This is a genomic window from Mesorhizobium sp. LSHC412B00 (genome assembly GCF_000503035.1).
GTDB lineage: Bacteria > Pseudomonadota > Alphaproteobacteria > Rhizobiales > Rhizobiaceae > Mesorhizobium.
In genome coordinates this window covers 99,237-117,465 of the sequence record NZ_AYWB01000008.1, presented here as the reverse complement: position 1 = coordinate 117,465, position 18,229 = coordinate 99,237, and the positions used below count along the sequence as shown (strand labels likewise).

Genomic DNA, 18,229 nt, shown 5'->3' with positions numbered 1-18,229 from the left:
AAAACGTGAATGGAGCGCAGCATGAGCCGCACCGAAATCAAGGAAGTCGAGACCCGGCTGTTTCGGGTCCCACTGCGTGAGGTGATGACCGATGCCAAGCACGGCGCGCACACGCATTTCGAGCTGGTCACCGTCACGCTGAGGCTTGCCGACGGCACCGAGGGCACAGGCTACACCTACACCGGCGGCAAGGGCGGCTATGCGATCAAGGCAATGATCGATCACGACCTCGCGCCGTTCCTCAAGGCACGCGACGCAACGCAAATCCACACGATCTACGACGGCATGCTCTGGCACATCCACTATGTCGGGCGCGGCGGCATCGCTTCTTTCGCGATCTCGGCGATCGACATCGCATTATGGGACCTCAGGGGCCGGCGTAGCGGCCTGCCGCTTTGGCAGATGGCGGGCGGGGCCGGGAAGAGTGCCAAGGCCTATCGCGGCGGCATCGACCTAAACTTTACCCTCGATCAGCTTTTGGCCAGCATCGATTCCTATCTCAATGCCGGCTTCACCGGGGTGAAGATCAAGGTCGGCAAGGACGACCTGGCCGAGGATGTGGCCCGGGTGAAAGCAGTTCGCGAGCGCATAGGACATCACATCACCTTTATGGTTGACGCCAACTACGCGCTCGACGTCCCGCGAGCGATCGAGGCAGCGAGAGCATTCGCCGCCTACGATCTGCTGTGGTTCGAGGAGCCCATCATACCCGACGACTATGAGGGTTACGCCAGCATTGCCAAGGCGACCGGAATGCCCCTGGCAATGGGAGAAAACCTGCATGTCATCGAGGAGTTCGAGCATGCCTTCGCTTGGTCGAATCTCGCCTACATCCAACCCGACGCCTCCAACTGCGGCGGGGTCACCGGCTGGCTGCGCGTGGCAGCGCTCTCACGCAAGGCTGGCATTCCGGTCTGCAGTCACGGGATGCAGGAACTTCATGTCAGCCTCGTTGCAGGTCAGACAAATGCCGGCTGGGTGGAGGCGCATAGTTTTGATATTGACCATTATACCACTGAGCCGCTGAGGCTTCAGGATGGTTTGGCGATAGCACCCGACGAGCCTGGAGTGGGCGTTGTCTTCGACTGGCGGAAATTGGCGGATTTTCGCCAATAGCGCCTTGCATGGAACATGGTGCCTGTCGCTGCCGTTTAGAAATCTTGGAGGCGGCCGCATGCATTTTGTCCAGATCCTGCTTCCTCGTTCCGGCAACGCGGAGAGCGCTTCGCCGAGGAAGACTTCGACCGTCTGAAGAACGAACTCGCCGCCGCCGCAGCCAGCGGGCATACCACTTATCGGATGCCACACTTACATTTGTAATTGCAGCGACGCTTCACCGGCTTTAACTCACGCGATCATAGCAGCGACACGACAAATGCAGGCGGCCGCCCGAACACCGGCAGAAGCTGCAAGCATTGGGTGCGCCTGCAGGGAGGCGGCGATGGTTGCAAGGCGTACGGACACTGCGCATGCGGTTATGGAGGACTTCATTCTATCACGGCACCGCTCACTGGTCCGCGAAGTTGGATTTTACGAGGCTATGAGTCAAACCCGACAAGCGATCGCCGCATCGCGCGAGGTGCTGAGGCGCTTTCGCGAACGTCAGGGCGACGACACTCCTCGAGCAAAGAATGCAGACCGTGGTCCTGTCGCCGTGTCAGCCTTCGATGCCGACATCATACGCGCTGCATGCCGAGATCTGATCGCGGAGATGAACGTGCCCGAGTGTCAATGGCGCGAGCTGGCGCGAAGTCTGGTGCGCGAATTCGTGACCTGCGAGGAGACCGAAGCCGGTTTGGTGGATTGGATCGTCCGCCGGCCAGCGATGACGAAGACGGACGAAGCCGGCCGACCGGAGCCAGCCGGCGAGGCGGCGAATGAGCCAGGAGTCAGTCGACCGCAATCAACGCGAGCAAACAGGTCTCCCGGCGACTTGTTGCGCGGAACTGCGGTGGTCCGAGGATCGGAAACTTTGGCGAGCGGCTTGGACACATCTGATCCTCCTCGTTTTTAGGCGTCCGGCCCCGTGTCCGCATTCGGAGACGAATGCGTCCAGCCGACTGTCTAAGGCAGACGGCGACGGCCATGTCGCGTTGCTCCCGGCCTTCGCTCACAAAGGAGCCCAAGCCGGATGCCAACCAGGCTGCATTAGGCCAATGGGAACAATTTGCGCGGGCCGAGCTTGGGCTAGCGTCGTACAGAGGTGCAACTATGCAAGATAATTTTGACCGAGCTTCATCCGTCGCGGAGGTTGCGGAATCATTCGTGAGATCCCGGAGGCCGTTCTCTGTCGTATCGACCCGGGATGCGGTCACGATTGTCAGGAAACAGGCAGCTTTTTGCGAGCATACGGATGGCGAGCTTGCGGAGTTGGTGGCGGCAATTGCGGTCAGGCATGGTCGATTGGTCGCGTTCGATCTTGATCTCGACGACACAGGCTTGGAGATCGGTCGCGCAGCATAGCCAACGCCTCACGCAATGAGATAGCCACCGTCAACCGGCAAAATTGCCCCAGTGATGAACCCCGCGAGCGGCGAACACAAGAACAACGCGGGGCCGGTCAGGTCGCCCGGCGTACCCCAGCGACCCATCGGAGTGCGTTTCATCAATTCCGCGTTGCGAACTGGATCGGCCCGTGGCGCGGCGGTCATGGCGGTCTCGATCCAGCCAGGCGCCAATGCGTTTACGCGGATGCCATCCCCGGCATAGGCGATGGCGAGCGACTTGGTAAGTTGCACGATGGCGCCCTTGGATGCGGCGTAAGCCGGGGCATGAGCCGCGCCGAAAAACGCGAACATCGAGGCGATGTTGACGATGGCGCCCCCGTTCGAGAGTGCCCCTCGGAACGCGCTCGCACTCCGCATGGAGCCGGTGAGATTGATATCGACCACCGTTTCGAAACCCTGGACAGTGAATTCGGCGGCGCGCAGGTTTACCCCTGCGCAATTTACGAGCGCTGCAACGGATCTGAACTGACTGGAATATCCTTCGACCGCAGTCATGTCCCGGACGTCGAGTACTGAATACGAGACGGCGGTGCCGTATGCACGAGCGGCCGCTACCTCGGCGGCCGTGGCCCCCGTCGCGTGGACAATTGCCCCGGCCTCGGCGAACGCCATGGCGATGCCGTTTCCGATACCTGTCGTGCCTCCGGTAATGACGACGGTCTTGCCCGCGAAGAAGGGCATGGCCCATATGGAGTCGGTCACTAATATCTCCTCGTTTCGCCTCTGTGGCGGACCGCGAACTCACCGCAGCGGAAGGCAAACGGGCGGATGTCTACCGTACGAATTGATCGACGAAATCGTCACCGAGACCCACGCTCGCATAGTGATTTCTGCACATGTCGATCTTGGTGAAAACGTCCTCGAAACCAATCTGCTTGTTATCCTTGTCCAGGTAAACCATGCAGCCGGAAATGTTGAAGAAGGTGATCATCTCGGGCACGTCGCTTGGAACCGTGAGCGTGTGGATTTCACCGGGCGGCTCGAAAACGTAAGATCCCGTCTCTGCCACCCAGTCGTGTTCAAGATAGTGCCAACGCCCCTTGATCACATAGCCATGCACGGGGGCCGGATGCAGATGACGGCTTAATATCCCGGCCCGGCGTACGCGGAGCAGATTGCACCACTGCCCTTGCATTGTGTTGAGCATAAGTGGTCGGAACCACACGCCCTCCGCCTGTGGGACCCAGACACGCTCGTCTTCGGGGACGGCAGCGATCGCGATCTCTTTCGGTGCCAGGGGATGGGCGGAGCCGTTGAAGGATTGATACATAGGAACCTATCGCCAATTCATTGGAGTCCATATCAGCGCGATCCTAACAACTGGGCCGAGTTCTGCCGAGGCGCAATCGGGCGCCCACGCATTGGGAAAGTTGTCGGCGCGCGCCCGCCCGCTGCCGCGACCGCAAGCGGGAAGGGTTTCGGGATGGTCCGTTGGGCGTCGAAGACGATCAGTGGGTTCCTTCTTGCCTTATCATGCGGCTATCCGGGAGTGCACCGGGCTGGTCCTGGTCTGGAAGCCCCGGTTTCGGACTTCCAAGGCCAGCAAGGCGAGTTCGACCTCGTCCAATCGCGACGGGCGTGCATTTTCCGGCATGCCTTCGGCGGTGGCCAGGTCGATCAGGTACTCGTTCCAGGCCCAGTTCTTGAGCACAGCGCGTTTCTCGTCGGGTGCGAGCACCGGGTCATCCACAACCTCCATCGGAGAGGCGTAGAATGTCTCCGGCTCGGAAAGCGCCGTCTGTATGTGCGCTGCCTGTGCGCCGGCGCCATAGCCGTGGCTTGCCTGGAGCCAAGCCAACTGCAGCCGCTGCCAAACCAGGTCGGAAAAGGCCTGTTTCTCCTCCGATGCATGCTGGCGCGTGACCTTGGCCTGGGAAGCAGGAGGTGCAGCCTGCACGACATAGTTGAGGCCTTGACGCTCGGCATAACGGATCGCCGCTTCCAGCGTCGGAAAGTTCAGTTCAACCTGGGTCAGGGTGTCCCGGCCACCGGTATAGCCCATCAGCGGCTCGATGAACGGGGCTGTGCGGCGTTCGAAGACCAATCGCCAGGCCTTGCGGGGCTTTGCCGAGGTCATGGCCGGGCGGCAGGGCTGGTAGATCCGCGCCACTGCGCCCTCCGGAAACACTGACCGTCCCATTGACAAAGCCGGCTCGTCTAGACGAGGCCGATTGTCATTGTCCGGCCGGACGGACGTCTTGGTTAGGTTTCTGTTGTCGCTGCTTTGAACTGTCTCCATTGCCTGTCCCTCCCGTTATGAAGGGTCGCACGGGCAGCGGCCGTAAGGGCCGCCACCCATACTGCATCCGTCAGTTCTTCCCGTTGATTGCGATCCGCTTGGCCTTCGCCTGCGCCCGCTCGGTCTTGGGCAACGTCACGGTCAGCACCCCGTTCTTGAAGGCGGCGTTGACCTTGTCTTCTTCAACCTCGTAGCCGAGCGGAATGAGGCGCTCGAAGCGACCGTAGAAGCGCTCGGAGAACTGCCGGTCCTTGTCCTCGGTCTCGGAACGCTTCTCGCCTTTAAGCTTGAGCGCCCCATTTTCCAGCAGGACTTCTATGTCGCTCTCGTCCAGGCCAGGTATTTCCGCCGTGACGCGGACTTCCTTGTCCGTGTCGGAGATTTCGACACTCGGCCAACTGGCGGCGAAAGAGGGACCGAAGGCCGGCAGTCTGGCGCCAAAGCTGCGGAAGGCGTCATCGAACAGCCGGTTTACCTCCCGGTGGAGGGAGACGAAGGGGTCTCGATCTCCGTCGGGGAAGAGACTGGGCGCCGAGTTTCCGTTGCCCCGGCCCCATGGGATCAAGTCACGTACGCTCATTGTCTTTCTCCTTTTGTAGGTCTCTGAGTCGGGCGGGACGCCCGGCTCAAGCGAAAGCCTTCATGGTGGATTGCTCAGGCGGCCAGCTTGTCGGTCTCGACCTTGGGCGCCTCGATCTTCGGCATGGGAGCCCCGCTGGAGATTTCGATCTTGCGCGGTTTCATCTCCTGGGGAACCTCGCGCTTGAGATCGATGCTCAGCAGCCCGTTCTCAAGGCTGGCGCCCTCGACTTTGACATGATCGGCCAGTTCGAACCGACGCTCGAAAGCGCGCCCGTTGATGCCGCGGTACAGATACCGGCCGTTCTCATCGCCGGATTGCGACCCGCTCACAACCAGCATGTTGGGCTGGTGGGTGACGGTCAGCTGGTCCTGCGAGAAACCGGCGACCGCCATCGTGATGCGATACTGATCATCATCAACCTTGGCGATATCGCAGGGCGGCCAGTTGTCGAACGAGGCCACACGGCTCGCACTTTCAAGCATGTCGACCATGCGGTCGAAGCCGATGCTGGACCGGTATAGAGGGGTAAAATCGAGGTTTGTCTTCATAGCCACATCCTCCTTGAGCAACATGGAGAACAGAAGGCGCCAAGAGCCTTGCCGCCTCCTGGTGTTGCCGGCCCCATTGGGCGGCCGGCGACCATCATTTAGAATCGCGACGTGCACCTTCAAGAGGAAGAATAGGAAAATTTTCATCGGCAATCTGGGCGAACGCACCGATGCCACACCCCTCCCGCCGGCGGGGTCACTCGCCGACGGGTCCATGGTGCAAGAACAACTACGTCGCCCTTAAATCCGATCGACGAATGGTACGAACGCGGCCACTGCCGCGCTGTCACTGCAGTCAGGACCGGCACGCTCATCCGATTGATCCAACTGTTGCAACGCATCCATGATCGTGTCGAAGCTGACCGGTTCACCCGCTCCCGGCAGCATGCGAAGCGCTGGCACGGATTCTACGGCGCAGGCATCCGACGCCCATGACGAAAGAATGGCGCGCTACTCCTGAACAGCCAGGGCAACGTCGGCCAAAACGTCGTGGGGATGTTTGAAATGCCGCGCCGGATGCAGCAAGCGGTCCAGAAAACGTCGGGGGCCACGGGTTCAATCGATGCAAAATAGGTCGAAATGGGTCCTTCCATGGATGGTCCTCCGCTTCAGACAATCTCATGCGAGTTTGGCGGCTCTCGCCAGCGGCTGTCGCGATCACGACCAGGCAGATCATCCAGGAACGACGCTCAACGACTTTCCCTAGGGTGATGTCGATACCGAGACTCATCGTCCGGCACCCTGGGCGGCTCGATCACGACCGAAGCGAACGAGCCGTTCGCGATCGAGGGTGGCGATGCTGCACTTCCCCAGATGTTCGGAGCATAGCGAGGGCTGCGGCCTTGGAGCGGCGAGGGGACTTGCCTACATCGCACATGTCGTCGATATGGAGGTCGATGAGTTCGCCGAAGGCTTCAGGCGCGCTAACAGGGCTTTGTCGGCGTCTCACTGCGATCGACTTGGTGTCGGTGCCCCGGCGCCGCGCATCCTCGCGTTGCAGGAAGGTCTCGCTGACGCAGCGTGTGCGGCAGGTTCTAAGGTTCTGATGTTAAACAGATGCTGAAAAATCAAATCAAATGTTTATGAGGGTTCGTGTGCAAATACTGCACACGCAAGTTCCGCTTCTCTTCTTTTTTCGTTCCTACGAGGGAGCTGCCGAAAGGCCTTTTCGGACCCTCTTTTGCCGACGATACTATCCGCTCCAATGTGAATGCTCACCAGGATGTCCGTGAACCTGATTGTTGTCTGCGGCGTCCAGTTTGCTGGGGTTCCTGGAAGCTTTTCGAACTTTCTGCGTCGCGGGTCAGCCCGAATTGCGCTTGCTTATGGACTCGTTAAGCCTGTGGTCGGGAGGCTCGGACCGCACCGGCCCACGATATCGCGTCGGCGGCGCCGCACCTATTAGAGCGCTTATGGGTGGCTGCTGCTCAACAGGGCGAACGTCTACGACGCCCGCCTTCCGCATGAGCCAGGCAGGACACAGTTCCTTCAGTACCGATTTGAGATAGTCGACCATGCAAAGGCAACGCGCGTTGCCGCCTGCCGGTTCCGCCGCCGACTTGGCGCTCACATACCGAGCGTTTGAGTGCTTCCGACAGGTCGAGCCGCCTCAGCGAACAACTCAGCCGCTGCTTGCACCTTATCGGCAGCCTCTTCGACCCGATCGAAGCGCGTCAACACACGACATTGGAGCATCGACAACCGCGCCGCATGGTAAAGCTCGCTGCGCTTGTGACCGTCCAAGTCCAAGGATTGAAACAGCATCGTCATGGCGAAACCCCTCCCTCCGGTGCCCGGCTCTCGTCGAAGGCCGGGCGGTTAGACTGCGATCAATAGTCGGTGTCATAATCGCTGTTGTCGTCCTGCTGAATGACGACGTGACGGCGGTGATGCATCGGACGGTTGATCGATCCGGTGACCACAAAGTCGCTGGACCGGTGATGATGCCGGCGCCAGGCGCGCTCGCCATTGTCGTAAAACGCCTGCTCGCCATGATGGCGGCGATGGAGACGGTGTCCGTTCCGATAGATGACCACACGGTCGTTATTGTTGTCGTCCCAATAATGGCGGTGGTGATGTCGCTGGGTCTGGACGACGATGCCTTCTTCTGCGGACGCGACCGCAGGCGCAGCCAAGCAAAGCGCCAATGCGCCAAGGATGATGGTCTTCATTTCGAGTTCTCCAAAAACCTAAAACGCCCTTCGTAAGGAAACTTTGCTCAACGACTTTGGTTCCGGCATCGGTCGAGACGTGCCCATGAGCACCGTGCGCAAACTCGCAGCGATCAGACGCCAACTCGCGCAAATAGCGGCGCTCGTCGCTGAGATCGAAACGGAGTTCGAGGATCGGAGTTCTGGAGATTGGGTCGAGACGGCGGTTGCCGCCGAGGCTCTCGGCCAGAAGATCGGAAAGGTTTCGGCCGGCGCGTCGGCGGCAGATGGAAAGCCGAGGTAGCGGCTATGCGGGAATATTTTCGGCAAACGTGACATACGCGACGGGACGCATCGCGTTTGCGATGGACATAATGGCAATGAACATCGCTGCCAAGACATCTTGCTCTTCGAAAATGGCCAGCGCGGCTTACTTCAGATCAGCACTGAAGCTCCCGAGACCGACCTCGGAATTCGTCGCGGCGGAAAATGCCTACCGCAAAGAGTCCGGCGCTCGGCGGGGTCTGAGCGGCAGGCTCGAAGCACTGAAGATCGAAGCAAACATCGACAACCCTTCCACGGCGAAGATTCCGACGCCCGGCACCGATTCCTTCAAGGACCAGACCGGCGGCGGCCGGCACTTCGAGAAGATTGGGGTCACCAGTGCGCAGCCGGCCTTTACAACTGCAGGTCCAATCAGCCGGACATGCGCCGATTTCAACGGCATCACCAGCCAACTGATAGGCGCGAGCATCTCCAATTTCGTGGGGCTGTCGTCCGGCTTTGTGATCTGTTCGGGCTACATCGATGCCATCAACACTAACAACATTGGCGCAGGCAACGCCGCTAACAATGACATCCTGTGGGTGACGACGCTGGTTACAAATGGCACTTCTATCCCGGGGCCCATTGGCCAAGGATCGAATTTCGTGTCGTACCCTTGGCAGGTTCCCAGTACTGCCATTTCGACCGGCGTGCCTGTGGTGACGACATGGCGCCACGAAGGCGGGAGCCTCTATTCTCAGTCAATGGCGGCATCGAGGCGTCCGTGGCGTCGGGTAATACCATCAACGATTTGACGACGCGCAAGATGTGCCTCGGCAAATCGGTTGGCGGCTATCTCGACCGCAAGATTTTTGAGGTTGCAACGTTCTCGACGGTACCGAGCGCACCCGAGAGGGACACCGCCATGCCGATTTCATGGCCCACATCGGTGCAGTCTGATGGTTGCGGCAACCTTCTGGCCATGATGTGCAACCAATCGCGATGCGCTAGTTTATGAGTTTGAAGCCTGCGACTAGACCCACGCTGCGTTCAATCTGGGCAGTGTACAGCCCTTTGTTCGCCACGTTGTCCCAGATGTAGAACACGGCGACAGCGGCAAGGATCAACAGAAATATTCGCATGATCTGCGCCTCGGTAACGTGGTTTGCCCACGGCGCCTTAGGCGAGTTGAAGGTTTCGGCCCGAGCCCGCGCGCATCCTCAACACCAGCAGGCGCGTCGCTGCGAATGGCGTCAAAACAATAAGCGCCATCGTGGTGTTGACTAAGAGCGACAGCAAACAGATCGAGCTTTGGGCGTAGCAAACGGATTCCATGACGTTCCCCTTTTCCATCGTTACTGGTGGCCTCCGTGCGGCAAGAATGATCCTGGTTCACGGGAAATACAAGCAGTTGCTAATACGTTGATATTTCCCCTAGGGTTGGGCAACGATGCGAAATCGACGCCGGTCAGTTGTTTGGATAGCGATTGCCCTTGTCCTGGCGGCGTTGGCGATCACGGCGGCGATCATTGGCTTTCAGAATTTACGGCGCGCGTCACCGATCATGGTCTCGGCTGTGTCGTCCTTTAATACTGGCGGGCTCGTCCCTGGCCCGACGGTTAAGGCGCCCTCGAAAAACCTTGGTGCTGTTGCTGCCGGTCGGGATATCTGGCTCGAAGTCTCATGGAAGTTCTTCGGGGAGTTGCGGACGCTGGATACCGTAACTGTCGGCGACCTTCAGGCAAGGCGCCTGGTGCGCAGTCATGATGTGCCCTCAAGCGCCAATTCCGAGATCTGGTTCATATCAGCCGGCAGCGGCGACATATTGGAAAACACAACGTCGACCGACATCGGGTTCACTTTTGATGGCGGCAACCCGTCTGTCACGGCGCAGATTTACAGAGTGGTTGGAGCTTCCGAGATACCTGCCGCGACAGCTGCAGAAAGCGGCGACAGGATTACCATCACCATTCCAGCCGATGGCATCGCTTTTATCTCGCTCATCGCTTCCGGTACCACCTCCGGCTCCCTGAGCAATGTCACCGAAGATTTTAGTGCCCTTTGTGGAAAGGATTTCCTTGGCATCCATGCATCAACAAGTTCGACCTCCGCTGAATCAGCGACTGCTACGTTTTCGGGAAACTCAACGGCAGATTTTGCTGCTGTCGCACTTCAGCCGGCCGCAGCGAGATAGCTAACCAGCCGCGCCATTCCAAAGCCAACGCCTAGGCCGACAGCGAGGCCAAGGAACAGCTTGGCGGCAAGATCGAGGGCGCGAAGCGGACTGGGCGCCACACGTCTGAGCGGGGCTCTCTGAGGGNAGCTTGGCGGCAAGATCGAGGGCGCGAAGCGGACTGGGCGCCACACGTCTGAGCGGGGCTCTCTGAGGGCGTTGGCGATATCATCAAACACCGTTTCCATGGAATGATTCTAGATCGGAACTCCGGAAATGTGAATCCCCTGTTTGTTCCACTGTCGCCCCATTGGGCAACCTGCACGGTTCGCCCGAAACCGTGCAGCAGCAAAGGTGGCTTAACGCACCACTCTGAAGCCACTCGACTTCAGCGACGCTAGTGCCGTCTCTGCAAAGGTCGAGCAATTGTCCGAAAGATCATTGTTTTCATAGAGCGTGGCTTGATAGGCTCCTGCTATGCCTTCAAAAATGGCGGCTAGAACTTGGTCGCGGCCTCTAGCGGCGTCAGCGGCCGGTTCAACAGTCATCTTTGGTGTTTCTGGGTGTTTGCCTTCCATGAGGAAATCGAGGAGCGCCGACCCAGCCACTCGGCGCTGTCCTTGTCCAGGGTCCCGCAAGACTCGGCCGGGCTCGCGTCACCTCGCCGGGCGGTGCGAGCCCACAATCGCGGGCCATCTGGTCCGCTGCTTCAGCTTGGGCTTCATCAGAATGAAGGGCGACATGGTTCATCCGAATGTAGAAATTTGCGTTGGGGGGAGGTGAGAATGAGGCTACCAGGAAATGTGTTGGCTGGGAGAACGCCGAGGTGCAGTGCGGTCCGCGAAAGCGATCAATGAGGTTGAATGCACAGAACGTGCCGCCAAGACAGCCAGGTTGAAATCGCTACGCTTGGCTCAGATCTTGCCAGAGGCCGACCCGCACTTTTCGTTCAACGAGGAACTCGACTGCTCGGTACTTGTCGCCGTGCTGGCTCGGGAACCGCATAATAATCCAAAGCGGCCCGAATCCCATTCTTTCCGGCGGCTGCCCCTGCGACGAGGCCTTTGATCTCCTCAAGCAGCGCCGTTAGGCTTTGTCGACAATCGGCTTTTTTCGCCGTGGCGACCCCACATGGCTCTCAACAACGCGCACGTGCTCGGCGTCGACAGTCACCAGTGGCCGCAGGCTGACGGTTACCTTGTCGCCGTCGATGCGCGTGACCGGGCCGACTAATTCCATATCTGGCCGATCACGGCCTTCGAAGTCGAATCGACAACCGCATGCGGGAAGTCATAGGAGGGAATCGTCACGCTTATGCGATCGGGTGTCACCCGGCCGCGGGCGGGTGCAGTGTCAAGGATGAGAGGTTGCTAACAAATGAGCGTCCGTGGCCTGAGGTTTCTCGATAAGTGGGTAGCCAACAACTGCCCATTGTGGCGCGGGGAGACCCCATCTCGGTTGGCGACTTGAAAGACCAGTTGATGACAGCTGCCGAGAAGGCCGGGATTCCTGCCGACGAGATCAACGGCGAGCTTGAAAGCGTCTTCGAATTGATTATCGAAGTGAATCGTCGTGTCGCCGAAAGGGTGGACTTAGCCTGAGGCTTCCCCGACGTGCCGGTCATGTCCTACATGCCGTACTGCCCTGACAAGGGGCTCGCCAGCAAGTGGGCCTACAACGTGTTTGCGGTGACAGACACCTACCCCGAGCTTCGGGCTGAAAGCCTTATCATTGATCCAGACGCGGAACTGGAGGACGGGTGCGTTGTGGTCGCCATGTTTGGAGGCGGTCATCCGCAAACCATGAGCTGGCGCAACAATCACGGGCGAGGCTAGGGGGGCCGCTTTGCCGCCAAGGGAAGTCTGCACGAGACGTTCCTTCTCGATTCCCTGGTGTGCGGACGAGGGCCATCTTCTTGCATTCGCATCCTCGGCCGGGTGTTCGGCTACCGGCCGCGCTTCCCGCGCTACAGAACCTGGAACGATCCAGTTTAATTCTTGAATAATTTGGCTCGCTGCCTCACGGTGGCGGGCTTTTTTGTTGCTCAGCCCCAACGTCTCGACGCCGGGCTGCGGAACGCAAACGTCGTGATGTCGTCACGGGAAATCCCGATGTCGCTGAGCATGTCGTCTGGTGACTTGCTCAACTCGTCCGTCGCCTTAAACAGCGCCTTCTGCTCGGCTCGATGACGGACCCAATCGGCAAGGGGACCAACTGCGACAAGACGAAGATTCACAAGCATAGGAAGGTTCACAAGCATCGGGACCACTCCCTTTACCCCTGCAGGAAACTGCACGTAGCCTACGCCGATACGTCGATGCGTCCGTGACAAACCTCACAGTCCGATCCGACGGGGCAAAAACTGCCCGGACGCCTGACGGTGGCGGGCCTTTTATATATTAGCAATGCATAAAATTCGAGAAGGTTCATGTCATGGTTGTTAGCAAACTCGCTGCTATCGTGCGACGCAGGTCTCGGTGGATGGTGTGCTGGAATGCGCGGGGCTGGATGGATCAGGGGTCTGATGGAAGCTGATGCTCGCGATCTGCGGAGCGAGATCAGTCGGCTCCAAATAGACTTGATCGCTGCCGCCAACTCTCAGGGCAAATCCAGGCTGCATGACGTCGCGCACACACTGCGATGCCAGAAGGCGCGGCTGGAACGTCTGGAAGAGTGCCTCGCTTCAATGACGTCGAATGTCCGGCCAGAGACATCTGCAACCCCGCCCCATGAAGGCCGGCCGTAAAAGGCAGCTCATCATTTCCGAAAGAGAACCCGCTGCCTCACGGTGGCGGGCTTTTTATTGCTCAGCCCCTTGGCGGCGTGGAATAGCTAGCCGGTTGCGCATCAGAGGAAATTCTCAATACCGCCATAGCCTGTTACTCGGCTGACGATGTGGAATACGATCGCGCAGATCGCCGCGATTGAGATCGGCACGCCGAACGGAACAACACCCTTGCGATCGAGATGCTCGGCGTAAAGCCGAAAGGCACCGGCAGGCAGCATGAAGGGATTCTTCACGACCGCTGCCGTGATGAGCGCAAAGACCAGCAACAGCAAGGTAAACAACACGAGGTCGGTCCCGCCGGCCAGAAACGGCACCACCGCTATAAGCTTGACGTCTCCGGCCCCGACCTTGCGCAAGACCCAGATGGGAAAGAGCACGACAAACAGGGCAAAGCCCACAATGACGCTCAGACCCATGTCCCACCATGACCCGGCCTGAATCGACATAAATTGCATCGATCCGATTCCCAGGCACAACAGCAGCAGCACATCACGATTGGATATTTTCTGTGTCGTGAAGTCCAGCCATGCAACTCTCGCGAGAAGCGGAACGGCGAGCACCTTCAGCAGCAGCGACGCGGCAAGCAACATGCTGGGGCTCTACCGCTCTATGTTCTGCACGCTGGATGACAGCAGCTTCAGATTGTTGACCACGGTCGGATCGTTGGGCGCCAGTTCGTAGGCCTTGAGGAAATTCGCGCGTGCGTCCTGCAGCTTGCCGCGCAGCAGATAGGAATAGCCGACATTGTTGTAATATTCGGGCGTCGCGCCGACCAGCTTGAAGGCTCGGCCATAGGCCCGATCGGCGAGGTCGAAGCGGTGGATCCGGTCGCATGAGGCGGCCAGTCCCATCCAGGCGCCACCATCATTGGGGGCCAGTTGCGTCGCCTTGAAGAACAGGGCGCCGGCATTGCCGTAATTTTCTCCACGGAACTGATTTTTGGCCTCGGCGACGGCCTGGTCCGAGGCATAGTATTCGACGTCGCCGACCGTCTTCAGCCCGTCGAAAGCATCGCCAAAGGACGTTACGTCGCCTTTCGATGGCTCGTTGGTGCGAACGACACCCAAGCTGCTATCGGTCGACTGGCAACCGGCGAGCACGAAAAGCAACACGCTGGCTGCGGCGGTGAGACGTATTGGCCCTGTCATTTCGTTCCCCAGGGTTCCTTCGACTCGGTTAATTAGAACCAAAGCATATAGGTTAATGATTGAAAATGGCCTGCATCCGAATAACAACAGGCAGAAGGACGATCATTAGCACCACCGGGAAGATACAGATACCCAACGGGATCATCATCTTGACCGGCAGCGCATTCGCACGCTCTTCCGCTTGAAGGATTCTCTGTGACCGCATTTCATCGCTGTAGACGCGCAACGCATCCGTAAGGCTGGTGCCGAGTTCTTCCGATTGACGAAACAACACAGCCAAAGCTCGCGCCTCATCCAGGCCGATGCGGTCCGCCAGTTCACGCAAAGCCTCTCGCAACGGTTTACCCGCGCGCAGCTGCAACGTCATGATCGAAAGCTGTATCCCCAGCCATTTGTGGGTCGCGACCAGTTCCTGGCTCACCCGTTCGACAGCGGCCTCCAGGCTCATGCCGGCATCGGCACAGGTGATCATCATGTCCATGAAATCGGGGAAGCCGCGCCGGTAGATTCGCTTCTGCGAATTTTCGAAACGATCGAGCATGATGCTCGGAATAACGATGCAAGCAAGCCCGAACAAAGCGGACCCGGCAAGGGTCACAAACGCGGGCAAATCAGGGGGCAGCACTTGAGATAGAAGCGCATACATCAACGAGAAGCCGACACAAACCGCTCCAAATCGTGACAAGGTGTATATGAAAGGAGCGCTTGCTTGATAAAAGCCGGCGCGAAAAAGCTTCGCCTCAAGGGCATTGGGCTCGTCCCGCTCTTTCTCTACGGACCGGAAATACGCCTCGATGGGTCGCTGGGCCAAGACTTTAGCCTGTTGCTCAAGGCCGAGCATTGACCGGCGATCGACGATCCCCTCGGCTGTCAGGCTTTGTGCGACCAGCTTTCGTGTCTGCAACGCGGGCAAGAAAACAAGAGCGCCGAAAAGGAAAAGCGCCACCGCCGCCATAAAGACAGCAAGGGAGACAAGAAGGCCCACATCAGGCATATTTGCTAATATGTTTATACTTACCTCCCGTCAAAAGTCGAAGTTGACCATTTTATACATGATGAAATCACCCAGAAGTGCCCATGTCCCAAAGATCACGAATACAGGCATAATTATTGGATTGCCCAAAACATCGCCATAGTACGCTGGCGCAAGAACCAGTAGAACGAAGAACATAACGACTGGAAATAGCGAGATGATCCATGCTGACACTCTACCTTCCGCTGAAAGCGCTCTGATTTTCATCCCAAGCTTATGCCTTTCACGCAGCACCGATGAGAGATTGTGCAAGATATTCGTCAGATTACCGCCTGTTTTTGCCTGAATCGACAGTGACACTGACAGCAGATGAAGGCCTTCGAAGCCGACACGCTGAGACAGCTTCCGCACCGCTTGCTCCATGCTGAGACCAAAGGTGATCTCGTCGGACACGATGCCGAACTCGGTGCCGAGAGGATCGGGCATCTCCCGGGCCACGAGACCAACTGCCACCGTGGCGGGATGTCCAGCCCGCAGCGAGCGCACGATCATGTCCAGCGCATCCGGAAGTTGCCTGGCGAACTTCCGGATACGCTTGTTTCGGGCGCGTCGCAGAACAAGGATTGGCAGCAAAAGCCCAGTCACCAGGAAAATGATGAACGATATCAGGGTCGAGACACCCAGGAACAATGAGAGAACCATTGCCAGGGCAAGCCCAACGACAATGAATGTCACCGCGAAAGTCACGGGATTCCCTGTGATGCCGGATTGCGTGTAGAGTCTATTCAGACCCACTAGACCAAAAAGGAAGTCACCGGAGCTTGTCAGCCCACGCTCGCGCAGCAGTCGTTGCAGGGTCTGCTCGGCCGGAACCTCGTCAGCAAGGCGCTTCAACCGGCGATTGACCGCTCCGGCGCGCGAGCGGCGACTGGCATAAGAAAGATACAGGGCCTCAGCGGCGAGAATGACTGACGCTGCCGCCACCGTATAGATGAAATAGAGCAAGGGCTGGCCGGACAGCATCAGAGCGGAACCTGCGGATTGAAGGCGTCCTTGCCAAAGTGATGTCCGAGCGTCGCCGCCTCCGATGAGAAACGCGGACGGACACCAGTTGCTCGAAAATCGCCGATAATCGCACCGTCCGCAGTGACGTCGCGTCTGACGAAGTGATAGATTTCCTGAAGCTGAACGACATTGCCTTCCATGCCGGTCAGTTCCGATATCGAAATGACCCGTCTGCCCCCATCCGAAAGACGCTGCGTCTGCACGATGATGTCGATGGCCGAGGCAATCTGAGCTCTGATGGATTCGTGTGTCATCGGCATGCCGGCCATGCCGACCATCTGCTCCAGGCGCGAGATGGCGTCTCGTGGTGTGTTGGCATGGATGGTGGTCATCGAGCCTTCATGGCCGGTGTTCATGGCCTGCAGCATGTCGAAGGCTTCCTCGCCACGCACCTCACCAACGATGATGCGGTCGGGCCGCATGCGCAGTGCGTTCTTGACCAACTCACGCTGACGGACCTCGCCCTTGCCCTCGACATTCGGCGGACGTGTTTCGAGCCGACCGACATGCGGCTGCTGCAATTGCAGTTCCGCCGCGTCCTCGATGGTGATCAGGCGTTCCCTGGAAGGAATGTAGCTCGACAGCGCGTTGAGCAAGGTCGTCTTGCCGCTGCCGGTGCCACCCGAAACCAGGATCGACTTGCGCGCCTGGACGGCGATTCGCAGCAGATCGATCATCGGCTGCTTGATTGAATTGAGCGTCATCAGTCGTTCGAGCGAATACGGATTCTTCGAGAATTTGCGGATTGAGACCAGCGGGCCGTCCACCGATATCGGCCGAACCGCGATGTTGACGCGGGAGCCGTCCTCCAGCCGCGCATCGACCATCGGGGACGATTCGTCGACGCGCCGGCCGATCGCCGAAACGATCTTGTTGATGACGCGCAGCAGGTGCGCCTCGTCACGGAACCGGATAGCCGTCTCTTCAACCAGGCCACGCCGTTCAATGAAGACACGCTTGTGGGTGTTGATCAGGATATCGGTAATGGAGTCGTCCTTGAGCAGCGGCTCGATCGGCCCGAGGCCCAGCATCTCGTCGGCCGTGTCGATGGTCAGTTGGTCGAGCTCGCGGGCGTTCAGCGGCACACTTCGATTTCGAACGAACTCGCGAACGATCGGACGGATCTCATTCAGAATCTCGTCCTTGCTGGCATTTTCAAGAGCGGTCAGATTGAACCGATCGATAAGGTGCCGATGAAGTTCGACCTTGAGTGTCAGAAAATCATCGCCGCGCGGTTCAATATCAGCGGCCGGCGAAAGGGCCGGAGCGGCAGGCAGCACCGTCGGCTGCTCGGCCCTTATCGCAGCCTGCTGCTCGCTTGGTCCCTTGATAAACCGCCCCAGCATAATCCCTTACACCCCGCTAGCCCTTATTAGCGGAAACTAAACGTTAACCAAGCGAGGCACAAGCGCTGGAGGGTCTCGCGTGAGGCCAATGCTTTCAACATAGTTAAGGAGGAGGCCAGAAAAATATCGTTTTATTTCGATGCCGCGCGCTTGACCGTCTCCCCAACTTCCACCTCACGGGACCTTTCATACCGCAACAAATGAGATGCGGGTGAAAGATCCCCGTAAACCCTTAGATATAAAGGAATATGCAGATTTGCTAATACGACTGTCGTTTTGCCTTGGCTGCGGCCAAATTGTGAACGAATGGTTAAGGACGGTTGAAAATCCAGCCGAATCAAGCTCTTGTTACAATTCAAATGGCTTTTGATTGCGCAAGTTCAGGTATTGGAGGGTTAAGGAACCGTTAATCCGTTTGACTCTGCTTTTTCGTGCGACCTAGGAT

At 58.6% G+C, this 18,229-nt stretch carries 20 protein-coding genes; 6 read left to right on the top strand and 14 right to left on the bottom strand.

The window, feature by feature from the left end; all coding sequences use genetic code 11:
* The first annotated feature begins 21 nt into the window (after nt 1-21).
* Entirely contained in the window at nt 22-1,116 is a 1,095-nt protein-coding gene (locus tag X757_RS148215) for a mandelate racemase/muconate lactonizing enzyme family protein (protein WP_023726630.1), read from the top strand.
* A gap of 1,355 nt (nt 1,117-2,471) precedes the next feature.
* On the opposite strand, the gene X757_RS148230 is transcribed toward X757_RS148215, so the two are convergent.
* The 7 genes from X757_RS148230 to X757_RS148255 form a co-directional block, all read right to left on the bottom strand.
* A complete protein-coding gene (locus X757_RS148230; RefSeq protein WP_031251355.1) occupies nt 2,472-3,209 on the bottom strand; it encodes an SDR family oxidoreductase in 738 nt (245 codons plus the stop codon).
* Nucleotides 3,210-3,279: 70 nt separating this feature from the next.
* Nucleotides 3,280-3,777, bottom strand: a complete 498-nt coding sequence (locus X757_RS148235) for a 2,4'-dihydroxyacetophenone dioxygenase family protein (protein ID WP_023710477.1) — start codon at nt 3,775-3,777, stop codon at nt 3,280-3,282.
* 201 nt (nt 3,778-3,978) lie between these two features.
* Nucleotides 3,979-4,746: an NADH dehydrogenase ubiquinone Fe-S protein 4 gene (locus tag X757_RS148240; protein ID WP_023726627.1), complete on the bottom strand. Its 768-nt coding sequence runs from the start codon at nt 4,744-4,746 to the stop codon at nt 3,979-3,981.
* A 70-nt stretch (nt 4,747-4,816) separates the two neighbouring features.
* Nucleotides 4,817-5,326, bottom strand: a complete 510-nt coding sequence (locus X757_RS148245) for an Hsp20/alpha crystallin family protein (protein ID WP_023696160.1) — start codon at nt 5,324-5,326, stop codon at nt 4,817-4,819.
* 74 nt (nt 5,327-5,400) lie between these two features.
* On the bottom strand, nt 5,401-5,877 hold the full coding sequence (locus X757_RS148250) for an Hsp20 family protein (protein WP_023693482.1): 477 nt from the start codon (nt 5,875-5,877) through the stop codon (nt 5,401-5,403).
* 1,566 nt (nt 5,878-7,443) lie between these two features.
* A complete protein-coding gene (locus X757_RS12865) occupies nt 7,444-7,647 on the bottom strand; it encodes a hypothetical protein (RefSeq protein WP_023706890.1) in 204 nt (67 codons plus the stop codon).
* 59 nt (nt 7,648-7,706) lie between these two features.
* Entirely contained in the window at nt 7,707-8,048 is a 342-nt protein-coding gene (locus X757_RS148255; protein ID WP_023706891.1) for a hypothetical protein, read from the bottom strand.
* Nucleotides 8,049-8,133: 85 nt separating this feature from the next.
* On the opposite strand from X757_RS148255, the gene X757_RS148260 reads away from it, so the two are divergent.
* From X757_RS148260 to X757_RS148270, 3 genes are all read left to right on the top strand, one after another.
* The gene (locus X757_RS148260) at nt 8,134-8,331 is read left to right on the top strand and encodes a hypothetical protein (protein ID WP_023707506.1); all 198 of its coding nucleotides are present in this window, start codon (nt 8,134-8,136) and stop codon (nt 8,329-8,331) included.
* A gap of 76 nt (nt 8,332-8,407) precedes the next feature.
* Entirely contained in the window at nt 8,408-9,106 is a 699-nt protein-coding gene (locus X757_RS148265; protein ID WP_156932442.1) for a hypothetical protein, read from the top strand.
* 635 nt (nt 9,107-9,741) lie between these two features.
* Nucleotides 9,742-10,485, top strand: a complete 744-nt coding sequence (locus tag X757_RS148270; protein WP_023726625.1) for a hypothetical protein — start codon at nt 9,742-9,744, stop codon at nt 10,483-10,485.
* A 338-nt stretch (nt 10,486-10,823) separates the two neighbouring features.
* Here the strand turns inward: X757_RS148270 and X757_RS1000000168005 are convergent, their stop codons facing one another.
* Nucleotides 10,824-11,072 carry a hypothetical protein gene (locus X757_RS1000000168005; protein ID WP_156933441.1) on the bottom strand — a complete coding sequence of 83 codons (249 nt, stop codon included), beginning with the start codon at nt 11,070-11,072 and terminating at the stop codon, nt 10,824-10,826.
* Between the two features lie 858 nt (nt 11,073-11,930).
* On the opposite strand from X757_RS1000000168005, the gene X757_RS0134150 reads away from it, so the two are divergent.
* Together X757_RS0134150 and X757_RS148280 are read left to right on the top strand one after the other, a co-directional pair.
* Nucleotides 11,931-12,065 (top strand): DUF768 domain-containing protein, encoded by a 135-nt coding sequence (locus X757_RS0134150; RefSeq protein WP_023738764.1) that lies wholly within the window; start codon nt 11,931-11,933, stop codon nt 12,063-12,065.
* A 21-nt stretch (nt 12,066-12,086) separates the two neighbouring features.
* Nucleotides 12,087-12,299: a hypothetical protein gene (locus X757_RS148280; protein ID WP_023726621.1), complete on the top strand. Its 213-nt coding sequence runs from the start codon at nt 12,087-12,089 to the stop codon at nt 12,297-12,299.
* Nucleotides 12,300-12,508: 209 nt separating this feature from the next.
* Here X757_RS148280 and X757_RS148285 read toward each other — a convergent pair whose 3' ends face one another.
* The 6 genes from X757_RS148285 to X757_RS148310 form a co-directional block, all read right to left on the bottom strand.
* Nucleotides 12,509-12,724, bottom strand: a complete 216-nt coding sequence (locus tag X757_RS148285) for a hypothetical protein (protein WP_023726620.1) — start codon at nt 12,722-12,724, stop codon at nt 12,509-12,511.
* Nucleotides 12,725-13,311: 587 nt separating this feature from the next.
* On the bottom strand, nt 13,312-13,842 hold the full coding sequence (locus tag X757_RS148290) for a prepilin peptidase (RefSeq protein WP_023726619.1): 531 nt from the start codon (nt 13,840-13,842) through the stop codon (nt 13,312-13,314).
* A 9-nt stretch (nt 13,843-13,851) separates the two neighbouring features.
* A complete protein-coding gene (locus X757_RS148295; protein WP_023726618.1) occupies nt 13,852-14,400 on the bottom strand; it encodes a tetratricopeptide repeat protein in 549 nt (182 codons plus the stop codon).
* 52 nt (nt 14,401-14,452) lie between these two features.
* The gene (locus tag X757_RS148300; protein ID WP_023753010.1) at nt 14,453-15,394 is read right to left on the bottom strand and encodes a type II secretion system F family protein; all 942 of its coding nucleotides are present in this window, start codon (nt 15,392-15,394) and stop codon (nt 14,453-14,455) included.
* A 30-nt stretch (nt 15,395-15,424) separates the two neighbouring features.
* The gene (locus X757_RS148305; protein WP_023726616.1) at nt 15,425-16,396 is read right to left on the bottom strand and encodes a type II secretion system F family protein; all 972 of its coding nucleotides are present in this window, start codon (nt 16,394-16,396) and stop codon (nt 15,425-15,427) included.
* The gene (locus tag X757_RS148310) at nt 16,396-17,784 is read right to left on the bottom strand and encodes a CpaF family protein (protein WP_023726615.1); all 1,389 of its coding nucleotides are present in this window, start codon (nt 17,782-17,784) and stop codon (nt 16,396-16,398) included. Before X757_RS148310 ends, X757_RS148305 begins: the two co-directional genes overlap by 1 nt.
* Nucleotides 17,785-18,229 lie beyond the last annotated feature (445 nt).

Bases quoted from the DNA above. Each gene is read 5' to 3' on its own strand.
- X757_RS148305 (WP_023726616.1), bottom strand. From the start codon at position 16,396: ATGCTGTCCGGCCAGCCCTTGCTCTATTTCATCTATACGGTGGCGGCA.
- X757_RS148245 (WP_023696160.1), bottom strand. From the start codon at position 5,326: ATGAGCGTACGTGACTTGATCCCATGGGGCCGGGGCAACGGAAACTCG.
- X757_RS148300 (WP_023753010.1), bottom strand. From the start codon at position 15,394: ATGCCTGATGTGGGCCTTCTTGTCTCCCTTGCTGTCTTTATGGCGGCG.
- X757_RS148235 (WP_023710477.1), bottom strand. From the start codon at position 3,777: ATGTATCAATCCTTCAACGGCTCCGCCCATCCCCTGGCACCGAAAGAG.
- X757_RS12865 (WP_023706890.1), bottom strand. From the start codon at position 7,647: ATGACGATGCTGTTTCAATCCTTGGACTTGGACGGTCACAAGCGCAGC.
- X757_RS148240 (WP_023726627.1), bottom strand. From the start codon at position 4,746: ATGGAGACAGTTCAAAGCAGCGACAACAGAAACCTAACCAAGACGTCC.
- X757_RS148260 (WP_023707506.1), top strand. From the start codon at position 8,134: ATGAGCACCGTGCGCAAACTCGCAGCGATCAGACGCCAACTCGCGCAA.
- X757_RS148250 (WP_023693482.1), bottom strand. From the start codon at position 5,877: ATGAAGACAAACCTCGATTTTACCCCTCTATACCGGTCCAGCATCGGC.
- X757_RS148310 (WP_023726615.1), bottom strand. From the start codon at position 17,784: ATGCTGGGGCGGTTTATCAAGGGACCAAGCGAGCAGCAGGCTGCGATA.
- X757_RS148215 (WP_023726630.1), top strand. From the start codon at position 22: ATGAGCCGCACCGAAATCAAGGAAGTCGAGACCCGGCTGTTTCGGGTC.
- X757_RS148280 (WP_023726621.1), top strand. From the start codon at position 12,087: ATGTCCTACATGCCGTACTGCCCTGACAAGGGGCTCGCCAGCAAGTGG.
- X757_RS148270 (WP_023726625.1), top strand. From the start codon at position 9,742: ATGCGAAATCGACGCCGGTCAGTTGTTTGGATAGCGATTGCCCTTGTC.
- X757_RS148290 (WP_023726619.1), bottom strand. From the start codon at position 13,842: ATGTTGCTTGCCGCGTCGCTGCTGCTGAAGGTGCTCGCCGTTCCGCTT.
- X757_RS148295 (WP_023726618.1), bottom strand. From the start codon at position 14,400: ATGACAGGGCCAATACGTCTCACCGCCGCAGCCAGCGTGTTGCTTTTC.
- X757_RS148285 (WP_023726620.1), bottom strand. From the start codon at position 12,724: ATGCTTGTGAACCTTCCTATGCTTGTGAATCTTCGTCTTGTCGCAGTT.
- X757_RS148265 (WP_156932442.1), top strand. From the start codon at position 8,408: ATGAACATCGCTGCCAAGACATCTTGCTCTTCGAAAATGGCCAGCGCG.
- X757_RS148255 (WP_023706891.1), bottom strand. From the start codon at position 8,048: ATGAAGACCATCATCCTTGGCGCATTGGCGCTTTGCTTGGCTGCGCCT.